The 16,593-nt window shown below is 61.0% G+C and carries 21 protein-coding genes and 1 pseudogene; 15 read left to right on the top strand and 7 right to left on the bottom strand.

Features of this window, described 5'->3' with window-relative positions; genetic code table 11:
* Nucleotides 1-443: 443 nt before the first annotated feature.
* The 6 genes from R2855_04850 to R2855_04875 all read right to left on the bottom strand — a co-directional run bounded on the left by R2855_04850 (nucleotide 444) and on the right by R2855_04875 (nucleotide 5,790).
* Entirely contained in the window at nucleotides 444-614 is a 171-nt protein-coding gene (locus R2855_04850; GenBank protein ID MEZ4530342.1) for a hypothetical protein, read from the bottom strand.
* A gap of 4 nt (nucleotides 615-618) precedes the next feature.
* Nucleotides 619-846 (bottom strand): hypothetical protein, encoded by a 228-nt coding sequence (locus R2855_04855; protein MEZ4530343.1) that lies wholly within the window; start codon nucleotides 844-846, stop codon nucleotides 619-621.
* 697 nt (nucleotides 847-1,543) lie between these two features.
* Complete coding sequence (locus tag R2855_04860; protein ID MEZ4530344.1) at nucleotides 1,544-1,834, bottom strand: hypothetical protein; 291 nt, start codon at nucleotides 1,832-1,834, stop codon at nucleotides 1,544-1,546.
* A 1,688-nt stretch (nucleotides 1,835-3,522) separates the two neighbouring features.
* Nucleotides 3,523-3,690, bottom strand: coding sequence for a hypothetical protein (locus tag R2855_04865; GenBank protein MEZ4530345.1), 168 nt, complete (start codon nucleotides 3,688-3,690; stop codon nucleotides 3,523-3,525).
* 1,074 nt (nucleotides 3,691-4,764) lie between these two features.
* The gene (locus R2855_04870) at nucleotides 4,765-4,998 is read right to left on the bottom strand and encodes a LuxR C-terminal-related transcriptional regulator (GenBank protein ID MEZ4530346.1); all 234 of its coding nucleotides are present in this window, start codon (nucleotides 4,996-4,998) and stop codon (nucleotides 4,765-4,767) included.
* Between the two features lie 579 nt (nucleotides 4,999-5,577).
* On the bottom strand, nucleotides 5,578-5,790 hold the full coding sequence (locus R2855_04875) for a hypothetical protein (protein MEZ4530347.1): 213 nt from the start codon (nucleotides 5,788-5,790) through the stop codon (nucleotides 5,578-5,580).
* 452 nt (nucleotides 5,791-6,242) lie between these two features.
* On the opposite strand from R2855_04875, the gene R2855_04880 reads away from it, so the two are divergent.
* From R2855_04880 to R2855_04900, 5 genes and pseudogenes are all read left to right on the top strand, one after another.
* The gene (locus tag R2855_04880) at nucleotides 6,243-6,539 is read left to right on the top strand and encodes a hypothetical protein (protein MEZ4530348.1); all 297 of its coding nucleotides are present in this window, start codon (nucleotides 6,243-6,245) and stop codon (nucleotides 6,537-6,539) included.
* A gap of 696 nt (nucleotides 6,540-7,235) precedes the next feature.
* Nucleotides 7,236-7,613, top strand: a complete 378-nt coding sequence (locus tag R2855_04885) for a response regulator (protein ID MEZ4530349.1) — start codon at nucleotides 7,236-7,238, stop codon at nucleotides 7,611-7,613.
* Complete coding sequence (locus R2855_04890) at nucleotides 7,600-8,424, top strand: helix-turn-helix domain-containing protein (GenBank protein ID MEZ4530350.1); 825 nt, start codon at nucleotides 7,600-7,602, stop codon at nucleotides 8,422-8,424. The genes R2855_04885 and R2855_04890 overlap by 14 nt, the downstream gene beginning before the upstream one ends.
* A 1,473-nt stretch (nucleotides 8,425-9,897) precedes the next feature.
* A pseudogene (locus R2855_04895) lies at nucleotides 9,898-10,199 on the top strand (beta-propeller fold lactonase family protein).
* A 33-nt stretch (nucleotides 10,200-10,232) separates the two neighbouring features.
* Nucleotides 10,233-10,535, top strand: a complete 303-nt coding sequence (locus tag R2855_04900; GenBank protein ID MEZ4530351.1) for a hypothetical protein — start codon at nucleotides 10,233-10,235, stop codon at nucleotides 10,533-10,535.
* A 204-nt stretch (nucleotides 10,536-10,739) separates the two neighbouring features.
* Here the strand turns inward: R2855_04900 and R2855_04905 are convergent, their stop codons facing one another.
* Nucleotides 10,740-10,979 carry a hypothetical protein gene (locus tag R2855_04905; protein ID MEZ4530352.1) on the bottom strand — a complete coding sequence of 80 codons (240 nt, stop codon included), beginning with the start codon at nucleotides 10,977-10,979 and terminating at the stop codon, nucleotides 10,740-10,742.
* Between the two features lie 323 nt (nucleotides 10,980-11,302).
* Between R2855_04905 and R2855_04910 the strand changes: the two genes are divergently transcribed.
* The 10 genes from R2855_04910 (at nucleotide 11,303) to R2855_04955 (ending at nucleotide 16,357) form a co-directional block, all read left to right on the top strand.
* Entirely contained in the window at nucleotides 11,303-11,458 is a 156-nt protein-coding gene (locus R2855_04910; protein MEZ4530353.1) for a hypothetical protein, read from the top strand.
* 8 nt (nucleotides 11,459-11,466) lie between these two features.
* Nucleotides 11,467-11,856 carry a hypothetical protein gene (locus R2855_04915; protein MEZ4530354.1) on the top strand — a complete coding sequence of 130 codons (390 nt, stop codon included), beginning with the start codon at nucleotides 11,467-11,469 and terminating at the stop codon, nucleotides 11,854-11,856.
* A 339-nt stretch (nucleotides 11,857-12,195) separates the two neighbouring features.
* The gene (locus tag R2855_04920) at nucleotides 12,196-12,675 is read left to right on the top strand and encodes a hypothetical protein (protein ID MEZ4530355.1); all 480 of its coding nucleotides are present in this window, start codon (nucleotides 12,196-12,198) and stop codon (nucleotides 12,673-12,675) included.
* A gap of 204 nt (nucleotides 12,676-12,879) precedes the next feature.
* Nucleotides 12,880-13,017 carry a hypothetical protein gene (locus tag R2855_04925; protein ID MEZ4530356.1) on the top strand — a complete coding sequence of 46 codons (138 nt, stop codon included), beginning with the start codon at nucleotides 12,880-12,882 and terminating at the stop codon, nucleotides 13,015-13,017.
* Nucleotides 13,018-14,540: 1,523 nt separating this feature from the next.
* Nucleotides 14,541-14,762, top strand: coding sequence for a hypothetical protein (locus tag R2855_04930; GenBank protein MEZ4530357.1), 222 nt, complete (start codon nucleotides 14,541-14,543; stop codon nucleotides 14,760-14,762).
* A gap of 141 nt (nucleotides 14,763-14,903) precedes the next feature.
* The gene (locus R2855_04935) at nucleotides 14,904-15,095 is read left to right on the top strand and encodes a hypothetical protein (protein ID MEZ4530358.1); all 192 of its coding nucleotides are present in this window, start codon (nucleotides 14,904-14,906) and stop codon (nucleotides 15,093-15,095) included.
* A gap of 161 nt (nucleotides 15,096-15,256) precedes the next feature.
* Nucleotides 15,257-15,379 (top strand): hypothetical protein, encoded by a 123-nt coding sequence (locus tag R2855_04940; protein ID MEZ4530359.1) that lies wholly within the window; start codon nucleotides 15,257-15,259, stop codon nucleotides 15,377-15,379.
* 30 nt (nucleotides 15,380-15,409) lie between these two features.
* The gene (locus tag R2855_04945; GenBank protein MEZ4530360.1) at nucleotides 15,410-15,622 is read left to right on the top strand and encodes a hypothetical protein; all 213 of its coding nucleotides are present in this window, start codon (nucleotides 15,410-15,412) and stop codon (nucleotides 15,620-15,622) included.
* The gene (locus tag R2855_04950; GenBank protein ID MEZ4530361.1) at nucleotides 15,558-15,842 is read left to right on the top strand and encodes a hypothetical protein; all 285 of its coding nucleotides are present in this window, start codon (nucleotides 15,558-15,560) and stop codon (nucleotides 15,840-15,842) included. Before R2855_04945 ends, R2855_04950 begins: the two co-directional genes overlap by 65 nt.
* 200 nt (nucleotides 15,843-16,042) lie before the next feature.
* Nucleotides 16,043-16,357, top strand: coding sequence for a DUF4389 domain-containing protein (locus tag R2855_04955; GenBank protein MEZ4530362.1), 315 nt, complete (start codon nucleotides 16,043-16,045; stop codon nucleotides 16,355-16,357).
* Nucleotides 16,358-16,593 lie beyond the last annotated feature (236 nt).

Below are 16,593 nucleotides of genomic sequence, written 5' to 3' on the forward strand. Positions count from 1 at the left end.
TATGACTCTGCTCGAGTCAAGCGGGTTCAGAATCTCCTCGCGGAGATAGGACTGGTACGTGCGGCCATCGACGGTGCGGATCAATTCCGCAATCACCCGAATACAGGTGAAAGTGATAGCTGCTGGTGACGCCGGGGCGAGTTTCCAGCGTGAGCGTTCCGAGGATGCGATTCACGTGCTGCGCATGGTCCCAGGCTGCGCGCGGTAGCGGCTCTGGGGTCGACGGAAAGCCGCGGTGGCAGAGAATGTGCCGAACCAGAACCACGTCTTTGCCGTTGCTCCCGAACGCCGGCCAATGATCGGCCACCCGATCGTCAGCGAAAGACGACCCTTCTCGGCTTGCTGCCACAATGCCACCGCACCGAGCGGCTTGGAACCGGAGAACATTGGGAAGAGCGATTCCGCGTCAACAGGTGTGGCCCGCTGTGTATCGGCGTACCCGATCACCAGATCGAAGCACCACCACAGCCACTGACCGAGACCGCCAGTGCTGCTCCTGAATAGAGACGCTGCTCGTTCACCTGCGCGCGGAACATCTGCTCGCTGCGACCTGTTCCAGGGGCAGGCATTGAAACAGGACGCGCGGCGTCTTGAACACCGGCCAGCGCGATCATGGCGCTACACCAATACCGGCGTTGGCTGCCGGTCGCGGGCGATCAACTCGCGACGCAAGATCTTGCCAGATGGTGATTTCGGAATGACGTCGATGAACTCCACCATGCGCACCTTCTTATATGGCGCCACCCGTTCAGCCACCCAGGCCATCAGTTCATCGGCTTCGACCGGCGCTCGGGCGACCACAAATGCTTTGGGAATCTCCCCTGCATCATCGTCTGGATAGCGCACGGCGGCGCGTCCGCTACCGCCGGATGAGTCAGCAAGATGGCTTCCAGGCTCTGCCGGAGCGACCTGATAGCCCTTGTATTTGATGAGTTCCTTGAGCCGGTCGACAACGTAGAAATAGCCATCTTCGTCGGCATAGGCGATATCATACGTGTGGAGCCAGCCATCGGAATCAGGGTTGCCGCAGTCGCTTCAGGATCGTTCAGATAGCCCGACATCATTTGAATCCCGCGCATCCAGAGGCTCGCCGCGCTCGCCAGTGGGAAGATCCTGACCGCTTTCCCGGATCGACGACCCGCGCTTCAGTTCTGGATGTGAGCTTACCGGCGGATCCCTGTTTCTCGAACGGCGAGGTCGTTGGGACGAATCCAGCGTTGGCACCCTTCGCTCATGCCATACCCCTGTTTGACGAGGCAACCTTTGCGTTCCGGACGAGTTCCTGGACATCTCCGCCAAGTGGAGCCGCCCGGAAAGGATGAACGCGAGCGACGATGGTCATAGTTGTCGACGATAGGGTTCTTTGCCAGATGCACGATCAACGGTGGCGGCGTAAGACTTGGTCATGCGATAGGTCTGGACGAGCGAAACCGTTCGAAATCGAAGCGGGAGATGATGACGCTGGTCGCGCCGGCCATCGGGCCGGAGGCAGATTGATCAACACGCCAAAGGCATGGAACAGGGGAAGCTGTCCGCCAGGACATCATGCTCTGGACACCTTCGAGCACCGCGCCAACAGCGCCGGTGGCGACCAGCGCTCGATGACTGAGCATGACGCTCTTGGGCATGCCAGTCGTTCCGCTGGAGCAGAGCAGTGCGGCGATGTCCGCTCCGGATCGATATCGACCACGGGAACCGATGCGGTGCTGGCCAACGGTTCGTCGAATGTCCTCAGCGTTGGGTGCTCGCCAGGAACAACGATCCGGTCGTTCGTCAGCAATGGGGCATTCGCCGCCTGCACCGTATCGAGCAGCGCCGCGGATGTCGTGAGCATGAAGCGGGCCGATTGGCGCGAGAGTTGGGTTCCCAGCTCGTTGGCTGTCCAGGTCGGATTGGCGAGTGCCGCGATCGCTCAAGTGAGGTGATGGCATAGAACGCGATGGCATAGTCGATGCTGTTGAGGCGAACATCGCGACCACATCGCCCTTTCGCACCCTCGTTCATGCAAACCGGCGGCGGCGCGATCGACCTGGTGGCGAAGTTCGCTTCAAAGATCACGATCCGTCCGGATTCGGCATCGATGAACGCGGGCTTATCCGCGAGACGAGTGGCGTTGCGCAGCGCGACGGTCGGAAATGGAGCATTCGGGATATCGACGTCTGGAATGTGGCTTCGGTAGTTCATCGTCGGTCTCCTGTCGTCAGGTGGGGCAAGCGCTTGTCGAATTGCCATCCCGGTTGGCTTGCCGGGGTTACTGACATCCTAGGTTCCCGCGGTTCGATGGTCGTCCGCCGATCGGCGGATTTCACGCCCGACGGTGTCGCCTTCCCATCCATACGTAATGACGTATCGGTGGTAATAACGTGTCAGACGATCTCCAGTTCGACCGCTCACGCGGCAGCCGCCAGCCGTTATTGACGTCCGAGCTTGGCGAGAATGTGCTGTACGTGTGTCTGCGCGGTGCGCTCGCCTGACGAAAAAGCTGTTCGCCGATTTCCCGATTGGAGCGGCCGTCCCGAACGAGGCCGGAGGACTTCGATCTCACGTGGGAATCAGACCGAACTGCGGTCCATTGGCGTCGGATGGAACGGGGTATGCTGCCGGTGGCGCGAGTCGATGCGCAGAGTTCACCAACGATCTCCTGCAGTAGTGTAATGGCTCCTGTTCGCCAGAGCGCTTGCATGCGCTCTTGTCCCATCTACGTGCCGAGTCGCTCGGCTTCTTGGTCGTAACGACTTCGATTTGGAGGAGGGATCGCCCCAATCAGGCGGCTTAGGCTGATCGGCGCCCGGTGTGACCGCTGCCCGCTCGTACGAGCCGGACGCGGCGAAGATGCGGCCCAACCCTCGAAGGCAATAGCTGTTCCAGGTTGTCGCCCAATTTCCAGCGGAACGCAAGGCTTTCCCGATAGAGGTTGTTCTGCCCGTTGAAAATCGCCGCGACTGCGCGCGACCTTTGCCAGATGGGACAGCACCATTCCCTGCCCAAAGTCGTTGCCATCAGCACGCGTGAACACCAGCGCTTCCTCGAACTGTTGTTCCGCGAGGGTGATCTTTACCTTGCTCGAAGTTGGCATGCCCAAGCCCCTGCAGTCCCTGGACGATCCAGAACGGCGGTTTGCTCGACGATAGTGCACCATCGATCGCTCGAACGCATCTACGCAGCGGTTCGATCCCCCCATCCATGCGTGTCGGCGCTCCCATGACATGAAGTGTCTGCGCGACAAGAAGAAGTCGTCACCTTCAGCGACGCTCATCGCGAGCAAGGGCTCCCAAAATATCCGCTGCGCGTTCGGCTCTCTGGTTAGAGAGCTGAGCCGCTACGGACAGCAACCATCCGCGCAATGGACCCGGGCTTGATCAGATCGTCGAGCACGAGCACCTGCTCCTTGGGAGCGTGATTCGGTGAAGTTCCTTTCGTATACCAATGGCGCGCGGGTGCGATGGCAAGATGGCTGGCCCGCTCGAGATCGCGTTGTTCAGCAAGAACGTGAGCGCGGATCGCACGTTGTCGATTTCGGCATCAGAAGAAGGCGGACCATTCCGCCTGCTTGGGACCGAACTTCTGTTCTGCCAGACGCCTAGTCGGTCGATGAACCAGCCATTCCGCCAGGGCACTCATGGCGGTGTCTGCCTCGTCGTGGAATGCGAGTTGCTCCAGGCCATAGGCTCGCACGGTTTCGAGCGTCAAATCGCGATTCGCCGGATGGTTGATCGATCTGCACTAGGGCTCTTGTCGACCAACGATATGATCCCTTCAGACGGTGCGAACTCTGGTTCGTTTTCCATTTGGCCAAGGACAGCAGCCGCCGATTCGGTAGTGCGGCCGCCGGGAAAGACCGCGAGCCGGCGAAAAAGCACACTTTCGTCGTCAGACAGAGGTCTGCTCAGGCGACGGCATCGCGCATCGTGCGCAGCCGGTCAGGCACATCGCGCCCTTCCCGGTTGAGGCGCCAGCCGGTCGACCAGCCGTGCCTGGATTGCCCGCGGGAGAGGAACTTCACCCTGGAGCAGCGAGCTCGACCGCCAGCGGGAATCCATCGAGCCGGATGCAGATGTCCGCGACCGTCGCGGCTGTCTCTGGTGTGACGGAAAAGTCGGGATCAGCCGCTTGGGCGCGTTGCGTGAAAAGCCGGGCCGATTCCGAGGCAACAACTGATCGACCGTGGAATGTCGCGCGGGAAGCGACATGGTGGGCACAGGGAATTCATGCTCGCCGGCGATGTGCGGCGGCTCGCGACTGGTTACGAGCATGGTGAGGTTTGGACTGTGGGCCAGCAAATCGGAGAGTTCGGGCGCAGCCGCCATGACTTGTTCGAGGTTGTCGATCACAGCAAGAAGTTGCGCCCAGCAAGATAGGCCAGCAAGCCGTCTGGGTGACTACTCACAGACCGTCAGCAAAGCGCTTGCGCCATGGCAGGTAGCACAAGTTGCAGTTCGCGGATCGCAGCCAGCGGGAGAAATCACATTGCCTTCGAACCTATCGACCAGATCGGCCGCGATCTGCAACGCCAGACGGGTCTTGCCGGCCCCCGCCGGGACCAGTCAGGGTGACGAGCGGCACATCGTCTCGTAGCAGAAGCGCGGCGATGGTGTCGCGCTCCCGTTCGCGACCGATCAGTGGCGTGCGTGGCAAAGGAATATGGAGCTCAATTGTCGAGATGCTCCTTACGATCCGGCTCCGAGTTGGCTGATTCGCTGACCGAGGCCATCATCATGATGCTGCTGTTGCTTGCCGTCAATTTATGGTCAAACCGGCAGGTAGCTACTCTATTCCGTGTTCCACCGCAAGCGCGGCAGCAGCAGCGCGTGTGTTGACGTCCATCTTGTCGAAATGCTGCTGGACGTGTGTTTGGGCTGTCCGCTCGCTGACAAAGAGCGCCTCTGCGATCTGCTTGTTCGAGCGGCCGATGCGAAATGTGCCGAAGGACCTCTCTCTCACACGGTTTGTAAGGTCGAAGGCTTCCTGCGCAATTTCGATTGGCCGAGCGGCAGTCACGTCCAGGTCCGGTTCGAACGACCGTGGCGACCTCCTCAAGGGTGTTTGTCTGCCGTGTTCAACAGGCTGCGAGGCGATCGTCGCCCAGGTGTCTGCAGGCTGTGGTGCGCGCCTGCGCGTGGCGGGGTGCGGACCTGGCAACTCTGCGCCAATTGCCTCGCGCAGCGCATCAGCTGCGCCGAACAGCTGAGCCGCTTCCTCGTGTCGCCCTACCAGCACTTCCGATCTGGCCGAGCCCGCGTAGACATCCCTGGCCCAATTCGCTCTGGTGCTCCCAACGAAGCGCAAGGCTCTCTACGAAGAGACTACGGGCGTGCCTGGGATCGCCTCCAGGCTCGGGCGATCTTGAAAGCGGTTGTCAATATCATGCCGGCATAAGCGGAGTTGCCGTCCTGCAGGAACACTGACAGCGCTTCGTCGAGAAGTGCCTTTCGGCCTGGTCGATATTGCCCAGTTCGAGAGTTCGCATGTCCCAGGCTGTTGAGCGCGAACGCCTCCCATGGCGCGATATCCGGCCGAGCGTGGGAAATCCCAACGCCGCCTCGAGTGAGCGACCGCGTCGTCAGATCGGCAAGACTATCATCGATAAACCCGGGTGGCGGCATTGGGCGGCGATGCCAAGGGATCGCTCAATGCGACGTTGGCTCGTGCACGCACTATCAACAACATCGCCATTGCCCGATCGATTTCGCCCATGTGAAACAGGAACCACTGCCACTGAGTTCCAGGCGGTGCCGCTTCGTCCCGATCAATCGCATCTCCCAACACGAGGGCTCGTTCTTCTTCGACCATCCTTCAAAGTTTCCACGTATGTACCAGCAGCGCGACGCATTGGCGATCATCCAGCTTGCACCGTCGACATCGCCCCTGTTCGAGCAGCCAGGCGATAACTGCCCGGAGATTGCGTCGACCTCAATTCGAAGAAGGTCGTCCAGGTTCGCTGGTTCGGCCCCACTGCTCATCAGATGCGGTCGTGGTTCGATCGATGAGCCATGCTGCGAGAGCGTCTCAGGTGGCGTGAGCCTCGCCGTGGGCATCGAGCTGTTCGAGGGCATATGCTCGGGAGCTGGTCTCCCGCCCATGCAAGATCTCAGTTCTCCCGCAGTCTGATCGACCTGGACGAGCAGGTTCTTGTCCAGCAGGAGGGACATCTACCTTCGAATAGGTCGATGGGCTGGGCGACATCGGGATTGGCAAGGAGACTTGCAGCCATCTCGGTGGGTACACCAGCGAAAACCGAGAAGATGGCGAAACAACGCGCGCTCTTCATCGGTGAGAAGGTCATAGCTCAACCGACCGCGTCGCATCGTGCGCAACCGGTCAGTGCATCCCGCCCATCACGGCTGAGCAATGCGAGCCGGTCGACCAGTCGAGACAGAATCGCCTGGGGAGAGGATCTTCACTCTGGCGGCAGCGGCTCGATGGCGGGGAGAAGTCCGTCCAGCCGGATGCAAATCTCCGCCACCGTTTCGACGTTTTCTGGTGAGATCAAGAAATCGTTCCGTACCCTCGCCCGTTGCTCGAAGCTGCATCGACTCTGATTGCCGCACCAACCTCATTAGGTGAGGGACGCGATGGAACAGCCAGCGGAAGGATCAGGAACTCATGCTCCCTCGATGCGGAGGGGTTCCCGACTTGTTGCGAGGATTGTCAGCTCAGGGCGGTGCGCCAGAGCTCCTGATACATCAGCGGCTGCCGGCATCACCTGTTCGAAGTTGTCGACGATGAGGAGCGAGAGACGACCGGAGAAATAGCGCAATAGTCCCGCCAAAGTAAGCGTCTGATCGCTCAAACCGACCAGACCGACGCTGCAATCGTAGGAGAACCAGCTGAGGTTCTCATGTCGTCGCGAAGGTGGGATGAATCGAACGTTTCCTCGAAATCCTTGCTCAGATCGGCGGCGACTCGCAGCGCGATAGGTCTTCCCCGCCTCCAGCACCGTTGAGCGTCACTAGCGGCACATCTGGACGCGCAACAAGAAGCACCTGACCTTCGTTCGCTATCGCGGCCGATCAAGGGCGTACAGTACCAGGATCATGATTCGCTCGATATGGTGTGCGGTTGGGCGACCGTGTCGTCCTCTGAGCAGTGTGAATGGCGCGAGCGTTACCCGATATCATCTTGCTGTTCGGACATAACGTCAACGGTCGGGGCAGATCCTCCATTTGCCTCCACGACCGTTCACAATTGGCCAGTATGTGAAAGCCATCAGATGGACGCCGTGGCATAACAGCCGGATGGGGATCGAGTGTGACAGCCATTCTGATCGAGGACGGCCGAAATGCAACTGGTGCGGGATTATCTCGGCCAGGCCGGATGCCAGCACGTCCGTCGCGCAGGATGGCGACGCGGCGCTGATTGCCGCGCGCAATGGGCGCCCCGATCTGATCGTGCTCGATCTGGGATTGCCCAAACGGGACGGGCTCGATGTCATCAGGGAAATCCGCACGTTCGCCCGCATGCCGATCGTGATCCTGACCGCGCGCGGCGAGGAGACCGACCGCATCGTTGGGCTGGAGCTCGGCGCGGATGACTACATCGTGAAACCGTTCAGCCGCGTGAGGTGGTCGCGCAGGTGCGGGGCAGTCTTGCGGCGCACGAGTGCTCGAGGATGACGTTCGTGTTGCGCCGCGGCACGATGGAGATCGACGTGCCTCGCATGCGCGTGGCGTGGATGGGGCGCCGGTCGAACTGACCGCTACCGAGTTCCAACTGCTCGCCACCATGGCGCGCCGCCCGGGACAGGTGTTCACCCGCGGGCAGCTCCTCGATGCCGTGCGCGGCGATGCGTTCGAAGGATACGAGCGGGCAATCGATGCGCATATCAAGAACATCCGCCGCAAGGTCGAACCCGACTCGGCCAAGCCAACCTACGTTCAGACGGTCTACGGTGTGGCAGGATACCGCTTCGCGGAGGGGTATCGAGGTGAGTTCGACACACAGGAACCGCCACCCTGGTGGCCGGCAGACGAACCATGGCCACCCGACGACTGGAAGATGGCAGCGACAATTCGCGCCGCGTATTGCCGCGCTCATGCTCGGACCCCGGCCTCCTGGTTCTGGCGTCGTGCGTTCTCTCCATGCTGCATCTATTGGGACGTTTGGAGGAAGCGTCGACCGGGCCGGCAGCGACAGCAGGCGATCGTGCCATTCAGCGGTCTTGTCGTCCTCATCCTGCTGGCGTGTGCTCGGCACGCGCAGCTTTCTCGCGCGCCGCAATGCGCTGGCGCTCGACGAAGTGGCAGTAGGCGTGGACCACATCGCCGCCGGGGAGTACGACATCGGGCGCCGAGCGCGGGTGGCCCGAAACGCAAGATCTACACGGTCGGTGATGCTCCGCTGGCGGCCCGGCTGCGCAACGCCGAGGTACAACGTGTCGCGCTACAGGCCGAGATTGCGCAGACTACGCACACCGCTTTCCCGTGATTCGAGACCTGAAGAGGGATGCTGGATGGGTGTATCCCCGAGACAGTGATCATCTGCATCTGATCGTGCGGCGTAGCCGAAATGATGGCGAGTTGCTCGAAGACTTCGCACCGTCTCCTGCCGAGGCTGGCGCGCTGCGGCTGCACGGGGAACGGGTCGATGTTGGCGCGCTGCTCGATGGGGTTGGTGCAGGACTATCGCGGAAAGCGAGGCTACGCGGACGAAGTCGGTTTGACGCGCGCGCCAGGATGCCCGAAGCGCCGGCGAGGTCGATCGGTGCGCCTGATGGAAATCCTCGACAATCTCTGCGCAACGCATTGCAGCACCACACCGGAGGCGAGATCGAGATCGGGGTCGAACGATCGCCGGACGAACGCTGTGCTCTGGGTGCACGTGGCGTTGAGATCGCCGCCGATCGAACTTCGTTCGTCTTCGGTCGGTTTACGCGAAATCAGCCGACTCGAGCAAGGGGCTTTTTGAGGTTGGGATTGGCGTCGCGAAGCGCTGGTCGAGGCCCACGGCAGGGTGATCGGCGTCGAGCGTGGAGAACGGCGCAACGTTTACGATCCGCATCCCGCAACCGTGACAGGCGCTATGCAGGTGTCATGCCCCCGAGTTCGAGATCCGCGGTGGAGCGAATTCGCGAGACCGCATTTTACTCACCGGCAGAATTTGGGAAGATGAGCAGACGTGGGCGAGGAACGGCGTTCTCGACTGTGCTGGCGCAATCTGAGGCGAGCATCGCTATACGGGAGCCTATGCCGAGGAGCGGTTGGAACATGCCAGCGGCATCAGGTATGTGCAGTTCGATCCTGCGTCCGGGAACCTTGCTATTGCAGGAGAGGCAGGGCGCGCAATCCGTCGTTTCTCGCGCTCCTCTTCCGATGGTACGCGGCTCTATGCGGTAGACGAGCTCGAGGAAGGCGCGGTGGGCGCGTTCCGGCGCGATCCTACGTCCGGCGCGCTCAAGCAGATCAATCGACCGGCGGCGCGCATCCCGTGCTACCTGAGTCTGGACGCCATGGGCCGGTTTCTGCTGGTTGCCAACTACACCGGGGAAGCGTGGCGGTGTTGCCCTTGCAAACGATGGCGCGATCGCGCCAGCGGGTCAGGTGCTGGCGCACGAAGGGTCGAGCATCGGTCGATCGCCAGCAGGGTCCTGCCCGCACATGATCCATCCGTCGCCCGACAGCCGGTTCGTCTACGTCACCGATCTGGGAACCGACCAGATCGTCTGTTACCAACCTCGACACAAGCTCCGGCCAGCTCATCGACGTGGCATGCACCGATGTCACCCCGGAATGGGACCGCGCCATTTCGCCTTTTCTCCCTGTTGGTCGAACGTTGATGGTGATCGGTGACTCGACTCGACCCTGAACAGCTTCGCCGTCGAGCGTGACGGTACGTTGACAGCGGTCTCGACGGTGTCGACCCTGCGAGAAGGTTCGATCGACCGACCACCTGCACGCGCATGTGCTCTTCTCGCCGGATGGCCGCTTTGTCTACGGTTCAGATCGTGGGCACGACAGCATTGCAGTGGCGGCTTTCGATGCCGATTCTCGCGTGCTAGAGATCGTGCAGATCATCGAGACCGGTGGGCGGAACCCCGGAACTTCGCGATCGATCCCTCAGGCGCCTGGTTGTTGGTGGGAAATCAGAACAGCGACACGGTCACTGTGCTGGCGCGGGACGCGGCAACCAGTCGATTGACCACCACCGGCAACCGCATCCGAAACCGCATCTCTGGTGTGCTTGCTCTTCGTCGAGGAGCGTAGGATGGAGACCGTTACGTCTCATGATCGTCAGCTGTGGGGATGGGCCGGCGGCATCTCGCCGGATTGGCCGAGCTGGAACGCTGCGTCGGTCACGTGGTCGAGTTGGTGGCCGTCTGCGATCTGAACGACGCCAATGCGAATGATCTGGCGGACGAAGCAGACCAGCTCCTGGGATATCGGCCGTTGGTGTTCACAGGCATCGAGGCGATGGCCGCGGGCGCCGATGGACTGGAAGCCGCCGATTGCACGACCGATTCCGGTTCGCACCATGTCAATGGCAACCGCGTTTGCTCGGTGCCGGTTGGCACACGATGGTCGAGAAACCGCTGGCGTTGACCATTCGCGGTTGCAATCAGGTGATCATGGCCGCGGAGCGTTCCGGGAAGATCCTGTCGGTGGCCGAGAATTTCGGCGCGATCCGATGAACCGTCTGGTGAAAGCGGTCATCGATTCGGGATGCATCGGCGCTCCACAATCGATCCTGAAACCAGCGTGCATAGCCGGGATCACATCCTTATCACGCCGTGGCAGCACATGAAGCTAAGCGGCGCAATCACGCTCGATGCCGGGGTGCACAACGCCGATATCCTGCGCTACTACTTCGGTCCGGTGGAGTCGGTTTTTGGGCAGGCGCGCATCTTTGAACCGGTTCGGGTGCGCGCCGACACGCTGGTCCCGGCGGGTACTACGGTAGGCAACCAACATGCCCGAGCGGATCAGAAAGCCAACCGGCGAAGATGCGCTTTGTTCGGAATTGCTGACTTTTGCCAACGGCGCCATCGGGCAGTACGTCGACAATCACGCGGGCATTGGCGCGCCGATGGTCGGTCGGCACGTTCGGCACGCGCGGTTCGATTACGCCTCCGGGTAACCGCAATGGACGCCCAGTTCAGGTGACATTGGACGACGGAACCGAGGTGTCCAGGCGATGCCGTGCTCGATCTGGTGCCCGACTGGCGGCTCGATCCTGCCACCGCCGCGCGCTGTTCGGGAGCGAACGGCCTGGAGGGCACGATTTCGACTTTGTCACCACCGATCGCGAGCTGCTGGCCGTGGGAATACGCCGAACTCATGCCTGCGTACGCACCGGAGCCAGGCCGGAAGTGGACGGCGCGGTTGGACGAGATGCGGTGGCGTTGATTTGCGCGCTCTTCCAGATCGCAGGTTGCCGGGCGCCCGGTGACGATGGCGGACGCGTCATTTCTAGTCAAATCGATGCGTATCAACGGGAGATCGATCAGCATTTCGGACTCGTGTGAGGCAGACGATGAAGCTTTCCTATAGCACCTGGGGGATGCAGACTACTCCGATCGACGACGCCGTGCGGCATTGCGCCGCGCTCGGGTTCGATGGACTGGAACTCACCATCATCCCGGGTTGGCCGACTGACGCGACCACGATGACCGGCGTGAACGGGAAACGCATCCGTCGTCTCTGTGGTGACGCCGGGCAGAGCTTTGTGGGATCTCAGGAAATGTCGATCTGTTGGCGGGGCGATGCAGTCGCGAACGAGGCTCGATTGCGCAGCTATCTGGATTTCGCAGCGGAGATTCAGCATCCCGGCGATGAGTTGATCATCCCACGACGATCTCAGGCGCCACGCCGGGCGAGTGGGATGCCCGCAGGGGCAGACTCGTCGAGATCGTCAGCAGGTTGACCGGTATGCCCACAGGCAATGGCGTGATGGTTGGTATGGAACCGCATGTGGCCCACGCATTGTGCATGCCGGACGATGCCGTCTGGCTCATCGAGCAGGTCAGTTCTCCTGGCGCGACGATTCACTTCGATATCAGCCACTTCAATGTTCAGGGTATTCCGATGGAGAGATCGGTCATGAAGCTCTTGAAGTCTCGCGGCACACCCACATCAAGGACGGGCGTGGGCACTACCCGGAAGCGAGTTTCTGATTCCTGAAGGGAGATGGACTATCCTGGTATCTCCGCCTGATGTCGGAAGGCAGGTTATGACGGGCACATCGTGGTGGAAATCAGCCCTGATGGTGCAACGGCGCCCAGACTACGATGCGTTGGCGGCCACGACCCAGACCTACGACGTGCTTTCCCGCGCCTTCGAAACCGCGGGTATCGACCCGGAGCCCTGCATGAGCAATCAGCCTCGACGTGACCTGGACATCAGTCGCGCTCGGCTCGATCGCGGCCAGATCTCCCCGCCAGACAATCGCACCCGTGTGACCGAAGCTGGTCGCTCGTCCTTGGTGCAGAGCCGGATCCAGCCCACCACCGCCCTGCCTTGCGTTCCAGAAGCTCGGCGGGAAGCTCGGGTTCATTTCCGCCTGGGACAGGACAGGGTCGGCGAGTGGATCCGCCAATCACTCGGCGGAAGGGGTCGACACCTCGGAGGTGCGTGCCGTCCCTGGGCAGCTCCGCCGATCTCGCTGGCCAGCGTCGACGCGTGGCGGAAAACCTTTGCCTACTATCGCTTTCCGGCGTACAGCGAACCGCTGGGCACATTATGAAATCAGAAGAGTTCCGGATGCCTATCTGCGGCAGCGGTCGGAAGTCTTCGATTTGACAGAAAGCAGCCTGCGCTCGCCTGATTCGCGCAGAGAGTTGGGTTTGGAGCTCGCGCGGCGTTGCCGCGCGACAGAAGTACGCGTGTGCGTCAATCAACTTCTGCGGCCAACCGCATGGAAGGGCGAGCGGCCTGAGGAGCGGTCCGCGTGCTGAAGGAAGCGATGCGCCTGGCCGATCTGGCGATCATGAACGGGAGGAAGCATCGCCTGATCTCGGGTGAAACCGATTTTGACCGGGCCATCATGTGGCTGGCGGTCAATGGTCCGGGACTGGTTGCGCGGTGACGCATGGGGAGCTGCCGGCGTTGATCGTCGATGGCCGGGTGAGCGAGATTCCGGCGGTGCCGTCCAGGGTCGTTTTCGATATTGGCGCCGGCGATACCTTTCACGCGGCGTTTCACAGCCGCTGCTACACGGCTGGCAACGATCCAGCGGCAGAGTGGACAGTTCGCCGCCCAGGCAGCCGCGCTCAAGATCCAGCGCCCACCGCTCATCGATCAACTCCCGACGAAGGCGGAGGTGTTGGCTGGTTTGGGCGCGTAACCGCTCGAGGCACAGCAGACGATCTCGATAGCCCTGTCACCGAGATCAGGCCCTGCATGCGACCAAGATCAGACGGATGAGTGACGCTGCCGGGAGACTGAATCAGGTTGTCGGCGGCGATCTGACAGACCAGGATGGTGCTGTCGAAGATCGGTATCGTCACCGGTTCGGGTCCGTTGGCTGATGCCTCTCAAGCACTGATGGCCGCAATCGCGTCTGCCATGCAGGCGGAGGGGATGAAATGTCTGAAGTCAGCGAAGGACAGACGGAGTCAGCCGATCGATCGACGTGTGAGCGTGCTTTTCACGACTGGCGGACACCGTTCTCGAGTCTCCGAACCAATGCATCCCCTTCCCGCAGATCGAGCTTCGCTGCGGAGTTCGATCAGGATAGTGGTCCGCCTTGCGGGTCGCCGTTGAATGGTATTGGCGATGGACTGGCACGCAACGTTCCCCAGTTGAGAACTGATCGATTGGACTCGGCAGAGTGTACTCCCCACGCGCGGGAAGGAGTATCTCGGGAAGCACGGGACGAAAAAGCCTCCATATGCTGCTCTCAGCAGTTCAGGGAGCTGCCCGATTTCCATCCGAACACCGCATCGGCGATAGGATGGTTTTCGCGACACCAAAGGAGTCATCCATGCCATACGCCAAGCTGGCGAGCTTCGCGATTCGGTGCAACGTGTGCTGCCCCGCACGCACAGGGGATCTACAAAGGAAGCCTTCAACCACGCATGGGACGAGTATGGGCACGACGAATCACGCGCCCACGCTATCGCATGGAGCGCGGTGAAGAAGCACTATCACAAGAACGAGGAAACTGGCATGGGAAGAGGGACCATCCGGGCCGTGAGCCCAGACCCATTCTCCACCGATACGCCCTCGGCGAGCATCGGGCCGATCTGCCATTCTGTCGCAGCGTTTCGTGCTTCGCGAGTGAGATTTTGCATGCTCGTCGATATCACACCAATTTCGAAGATCGACTGGGAATCGCAAGGCGCGCGCCTATTCGGTTCCGTTTACCTCAGACGGCATGTGGGCGCGCACGCGCATGCCTCTCTATGTGGCGTCCTCGGGCAAACCGGGCAAGACCATCGTTGCCATTGGCGGCACGCACGGGGACGAGTACGAAGGTCGAGTGGCGCTCAAGTCTGGTCACGAGCTTCGATGGGCGGTTGACGTCCGGTCGCCTGATCGTGATTCCGGTCTTCACCGTTTCGGCGTTCTATGCCGACCAACGCGCCCTCGGCGGAGGACGGCGTCAACATGAATCGCGCCTTTTCCGGGCAGAGCCGACAGGTCGATCTCGTACCGCATGGCGCGCTTCACGGCGACGAGGTCCTCTCCCGCGCGGACGTCGTGATCGATATTCACTCCGGTGGCCGGGGCTATCAGATCGCTGTGATGTCGTTCCATGCAGTCGACGACCCGCAATTGCGACAGCAGTTCAAAGAGACGGCGTTTCTTTTGGGACGCCGTTCACCATGATCTACACCAGCGGCATGGGGACCGGGTTGCTGACCGAGGAAGCGGAGATGGGCAAGATCACGATCGGCGCTTGAGCTTGGATATGGTACGTCGACTGATATCGATGGTGTCCGCTGGGCGTATCATGGGGTCCAGAATGTCATGCGCCACTACGGCCTCATCGACGAGCCGGTGGAGGACCTGACCCTGGAGAAATGGGGCAAGACACAACGCTTGATTCAGAACATCGACATCGATACCTGGATCACGGCGCCGATTGCCGGGAATTTCGGAACCGCTTGCCCCGTTGGGGAGTTACGTGACTGCTGGCACACCGGTGGCGCGGGTGCATGACTTCTATCGATGGGACGAGCCGGGGGTCGATATCCTGGCCGACCAGGATGGCTACGTGCTCTGTCGCAAGTTCCGCTCCAAGACCGAGCAGAGGCGAGGTCGTCATGGTGATTGCAAGAGAGGTCGACTAGGCGTCAGCCTGTCAGAAAGCGAGTTCGAGGATGGATCGACGAATTTCTCGCACGGTGCGCTCTTTGCTGGCCGCAGTCCTGGCGTGCCTCTTGCTCGGCCCGAGTGGCGTTGCGTTGGCGCAGGTGTCGAGTCCAACTGCCAAAGGCGATTAAGCCTACGTCGATCCTACGAACCGGTTCGCGGTGCGGGTTCCGACCAACTGGGTCGCTGAAGAGCACGATGGCTACGTGCGCGTTGTCACGTCGGACGACAAGATCTGGAGAATAGCAGCCGCGATCGTGAAAGCGGAGGGAGCAACACCCGGCATCGATGCCTTCATGCATCTGCTCGATGAGGAATTCGAAAGCTCCGGCGCTGGACGAGTTGCTGGCGACCCCGACTACACAAATCGATAGCAGCGCGCTTTACACCTTCGACGACGGGTCCGAGAGCGGGCAGCTTCTCCAGGGGCTGGGACGCAAAATCAGCGAGAACGAGGTGTTCGTGCTGGTCCTGCAGGGCGATCTCGAAACCGTAAAGCTGCGCCGGGTGCAAGTAGACAAGATCTTCGACGGCATTCTGATCCGCACCGGAAGCGTCCGCTTCGCCGGTCGCGTCACCCGTGTCCTGAGATGAAACGATGGCTTGGAATCAACACTGTCCGGTTTGCGGCAAGCTCGGCGACGACGACCGCTTCTGTCCGAATTGCGGGAGTACCCAGATCGGCCCTGCCTATCTCTCGTCGAGCGAGTTGGCGAGGATTCAGCCGCCAAGCGACGTCGCTCTTCGGCCATCGGTGATCCCTTCTTCAGTTCGAAATCGACTACCCCGACCGGTTGTCCCGTTGGAAGATCTTCGTCAAGTGGCTGCTGGCCATTCCCCATTACATCGTGCTGGGAATCTTCAGCATCATGGTCAGCATCATCGTCTGGATCGTTTGGTTCATCTCGTCTCTTCACCAAGCGCTATCCGGAAGTCTCTTCAAATTGGTGATGACCTACATGCGGTGGACGGCCAACGTGAACGCATACGTGATGCTCAGCTGGACGAGTACCCTCCATTCAGAGAAGGACCATACCCGCTTCGGCTCGATTTGCCGTACCCGGCAGTGTCTCTCGCTGGCTCATCTTCATCCAAGTGGTTGCTGGTGATTCCGAATCTCTTTGTCTACTACTTCGTGTTGCTCGCATTATTGTGGCGTTGTTCATCGCCTAATTAGGCCATCCTGTTCACGGGGAACATGCCGCGGGGACTGTTCGATTTCATCACCGGCGCGACCAGTGGGGATATCGATCTTCTACCTGCAACATGACGGACAATGCCCGCCATTCGGTCTAGGAATGTCCTTCCGCTATCAGTCGCCAGACGTGGAGAAGGGCTGCCGGTT

Source organism: Thermomicrobiales bacterium (assembly GCA_041390825.1).
Classification (GTDB): domain Bacteria; phylum Chloroflexota; class Chloroflexia; order Thermomicrobiales; family UBA6265; genus JAMLHN01.

Excerpts from the sequence above, each read along its gene's own strand:
- R2855_04940 (MEZ4530359.1), top strand. The coding sequence starts at position 15,257 with ATGGATCGACGAATTTCTCGCACGGTGCGCTCTTTGCTGGCCGCAGTC.
- R2855_04860 (MEZ4530344.1), bottom strand. The coding sequence starts at position 1,834 with ATGCTCACGACATCCGCGGCGCTGCTCGATACGGTGCAGGCGGCGAAT.
- R2855_04880 (MEZ4530348.1), top strand. The coding sequence starts at position 6,243 with ATGGCGAAACAACGCGCGCTCTTCATCGGTGAGAAGGTCATAGCTCAA.
- R2855_04920 (MEZ4530355.1), top strand. The coding sequence starts at position 12,196 with ATGGTGCAACGGCGCCCAGACTACGATGCGTTGGCGGCCACGACCCAG.
- R2855_04950 (MEZ4530361.1), top strand. The coding sequence starts at position 15,558 with ATGAGGAATTCGAAAGCTCCGGCGCTGGACGAGTTGCTGGCGACCCCG.
- R2855_04905 (MEZ4530352.1), bottom strand. The coding sequence starts at position 10,979 with ATGGCGCCGTTGGCAAAAGTCAGCAATTCCGAACAAAGCGCATCTTCG.
- R2855_04885 (MEZ4530349.1), top strand. The coding sequence starts at position 7,236 with ATGGGGATCGAGTGTGACAGCCATTCTGATCGAGGACGGCCGAAATGC.
- R2855_04930 (MEZ4530357.1), top strand. The coding sequence starts at position 14,541 with ATGAATCGCGCCTTTTCCGGGCAGAGCCGACAGGTCGATCTCGTACCG.
- R2855_04935 (MEZ4530358.1), top strand. The coding sequence starts at position 14,904 with ATGCGCCACTACGGCCTCATCGACGAGCCGGTGGAGGACCTGACCCTG.
- R2855_04850 (MEZ4530342.1), bottom strand. The coding sequence starts at position 614 with ATGATCGCGCTGGCCGGTGTTCAAGACGCCGCGCGTCCTGTTTCAATG.
- R2855_04875 (MEZ4530347.1), bottom strand. The coding sequence starts at position 5,790 with ATGGTCGAAGAAGAACGAGCCCTCGTGTTGGGAGATGCGATTGATCGG.
- R2855_04915 (MEZ4530354.1), top strand. The coding sequence starts at position 11,467 with ATGAAGCTTTCCTATAGCACCTGGGGGATGCAGACTACTCCGATCGAC.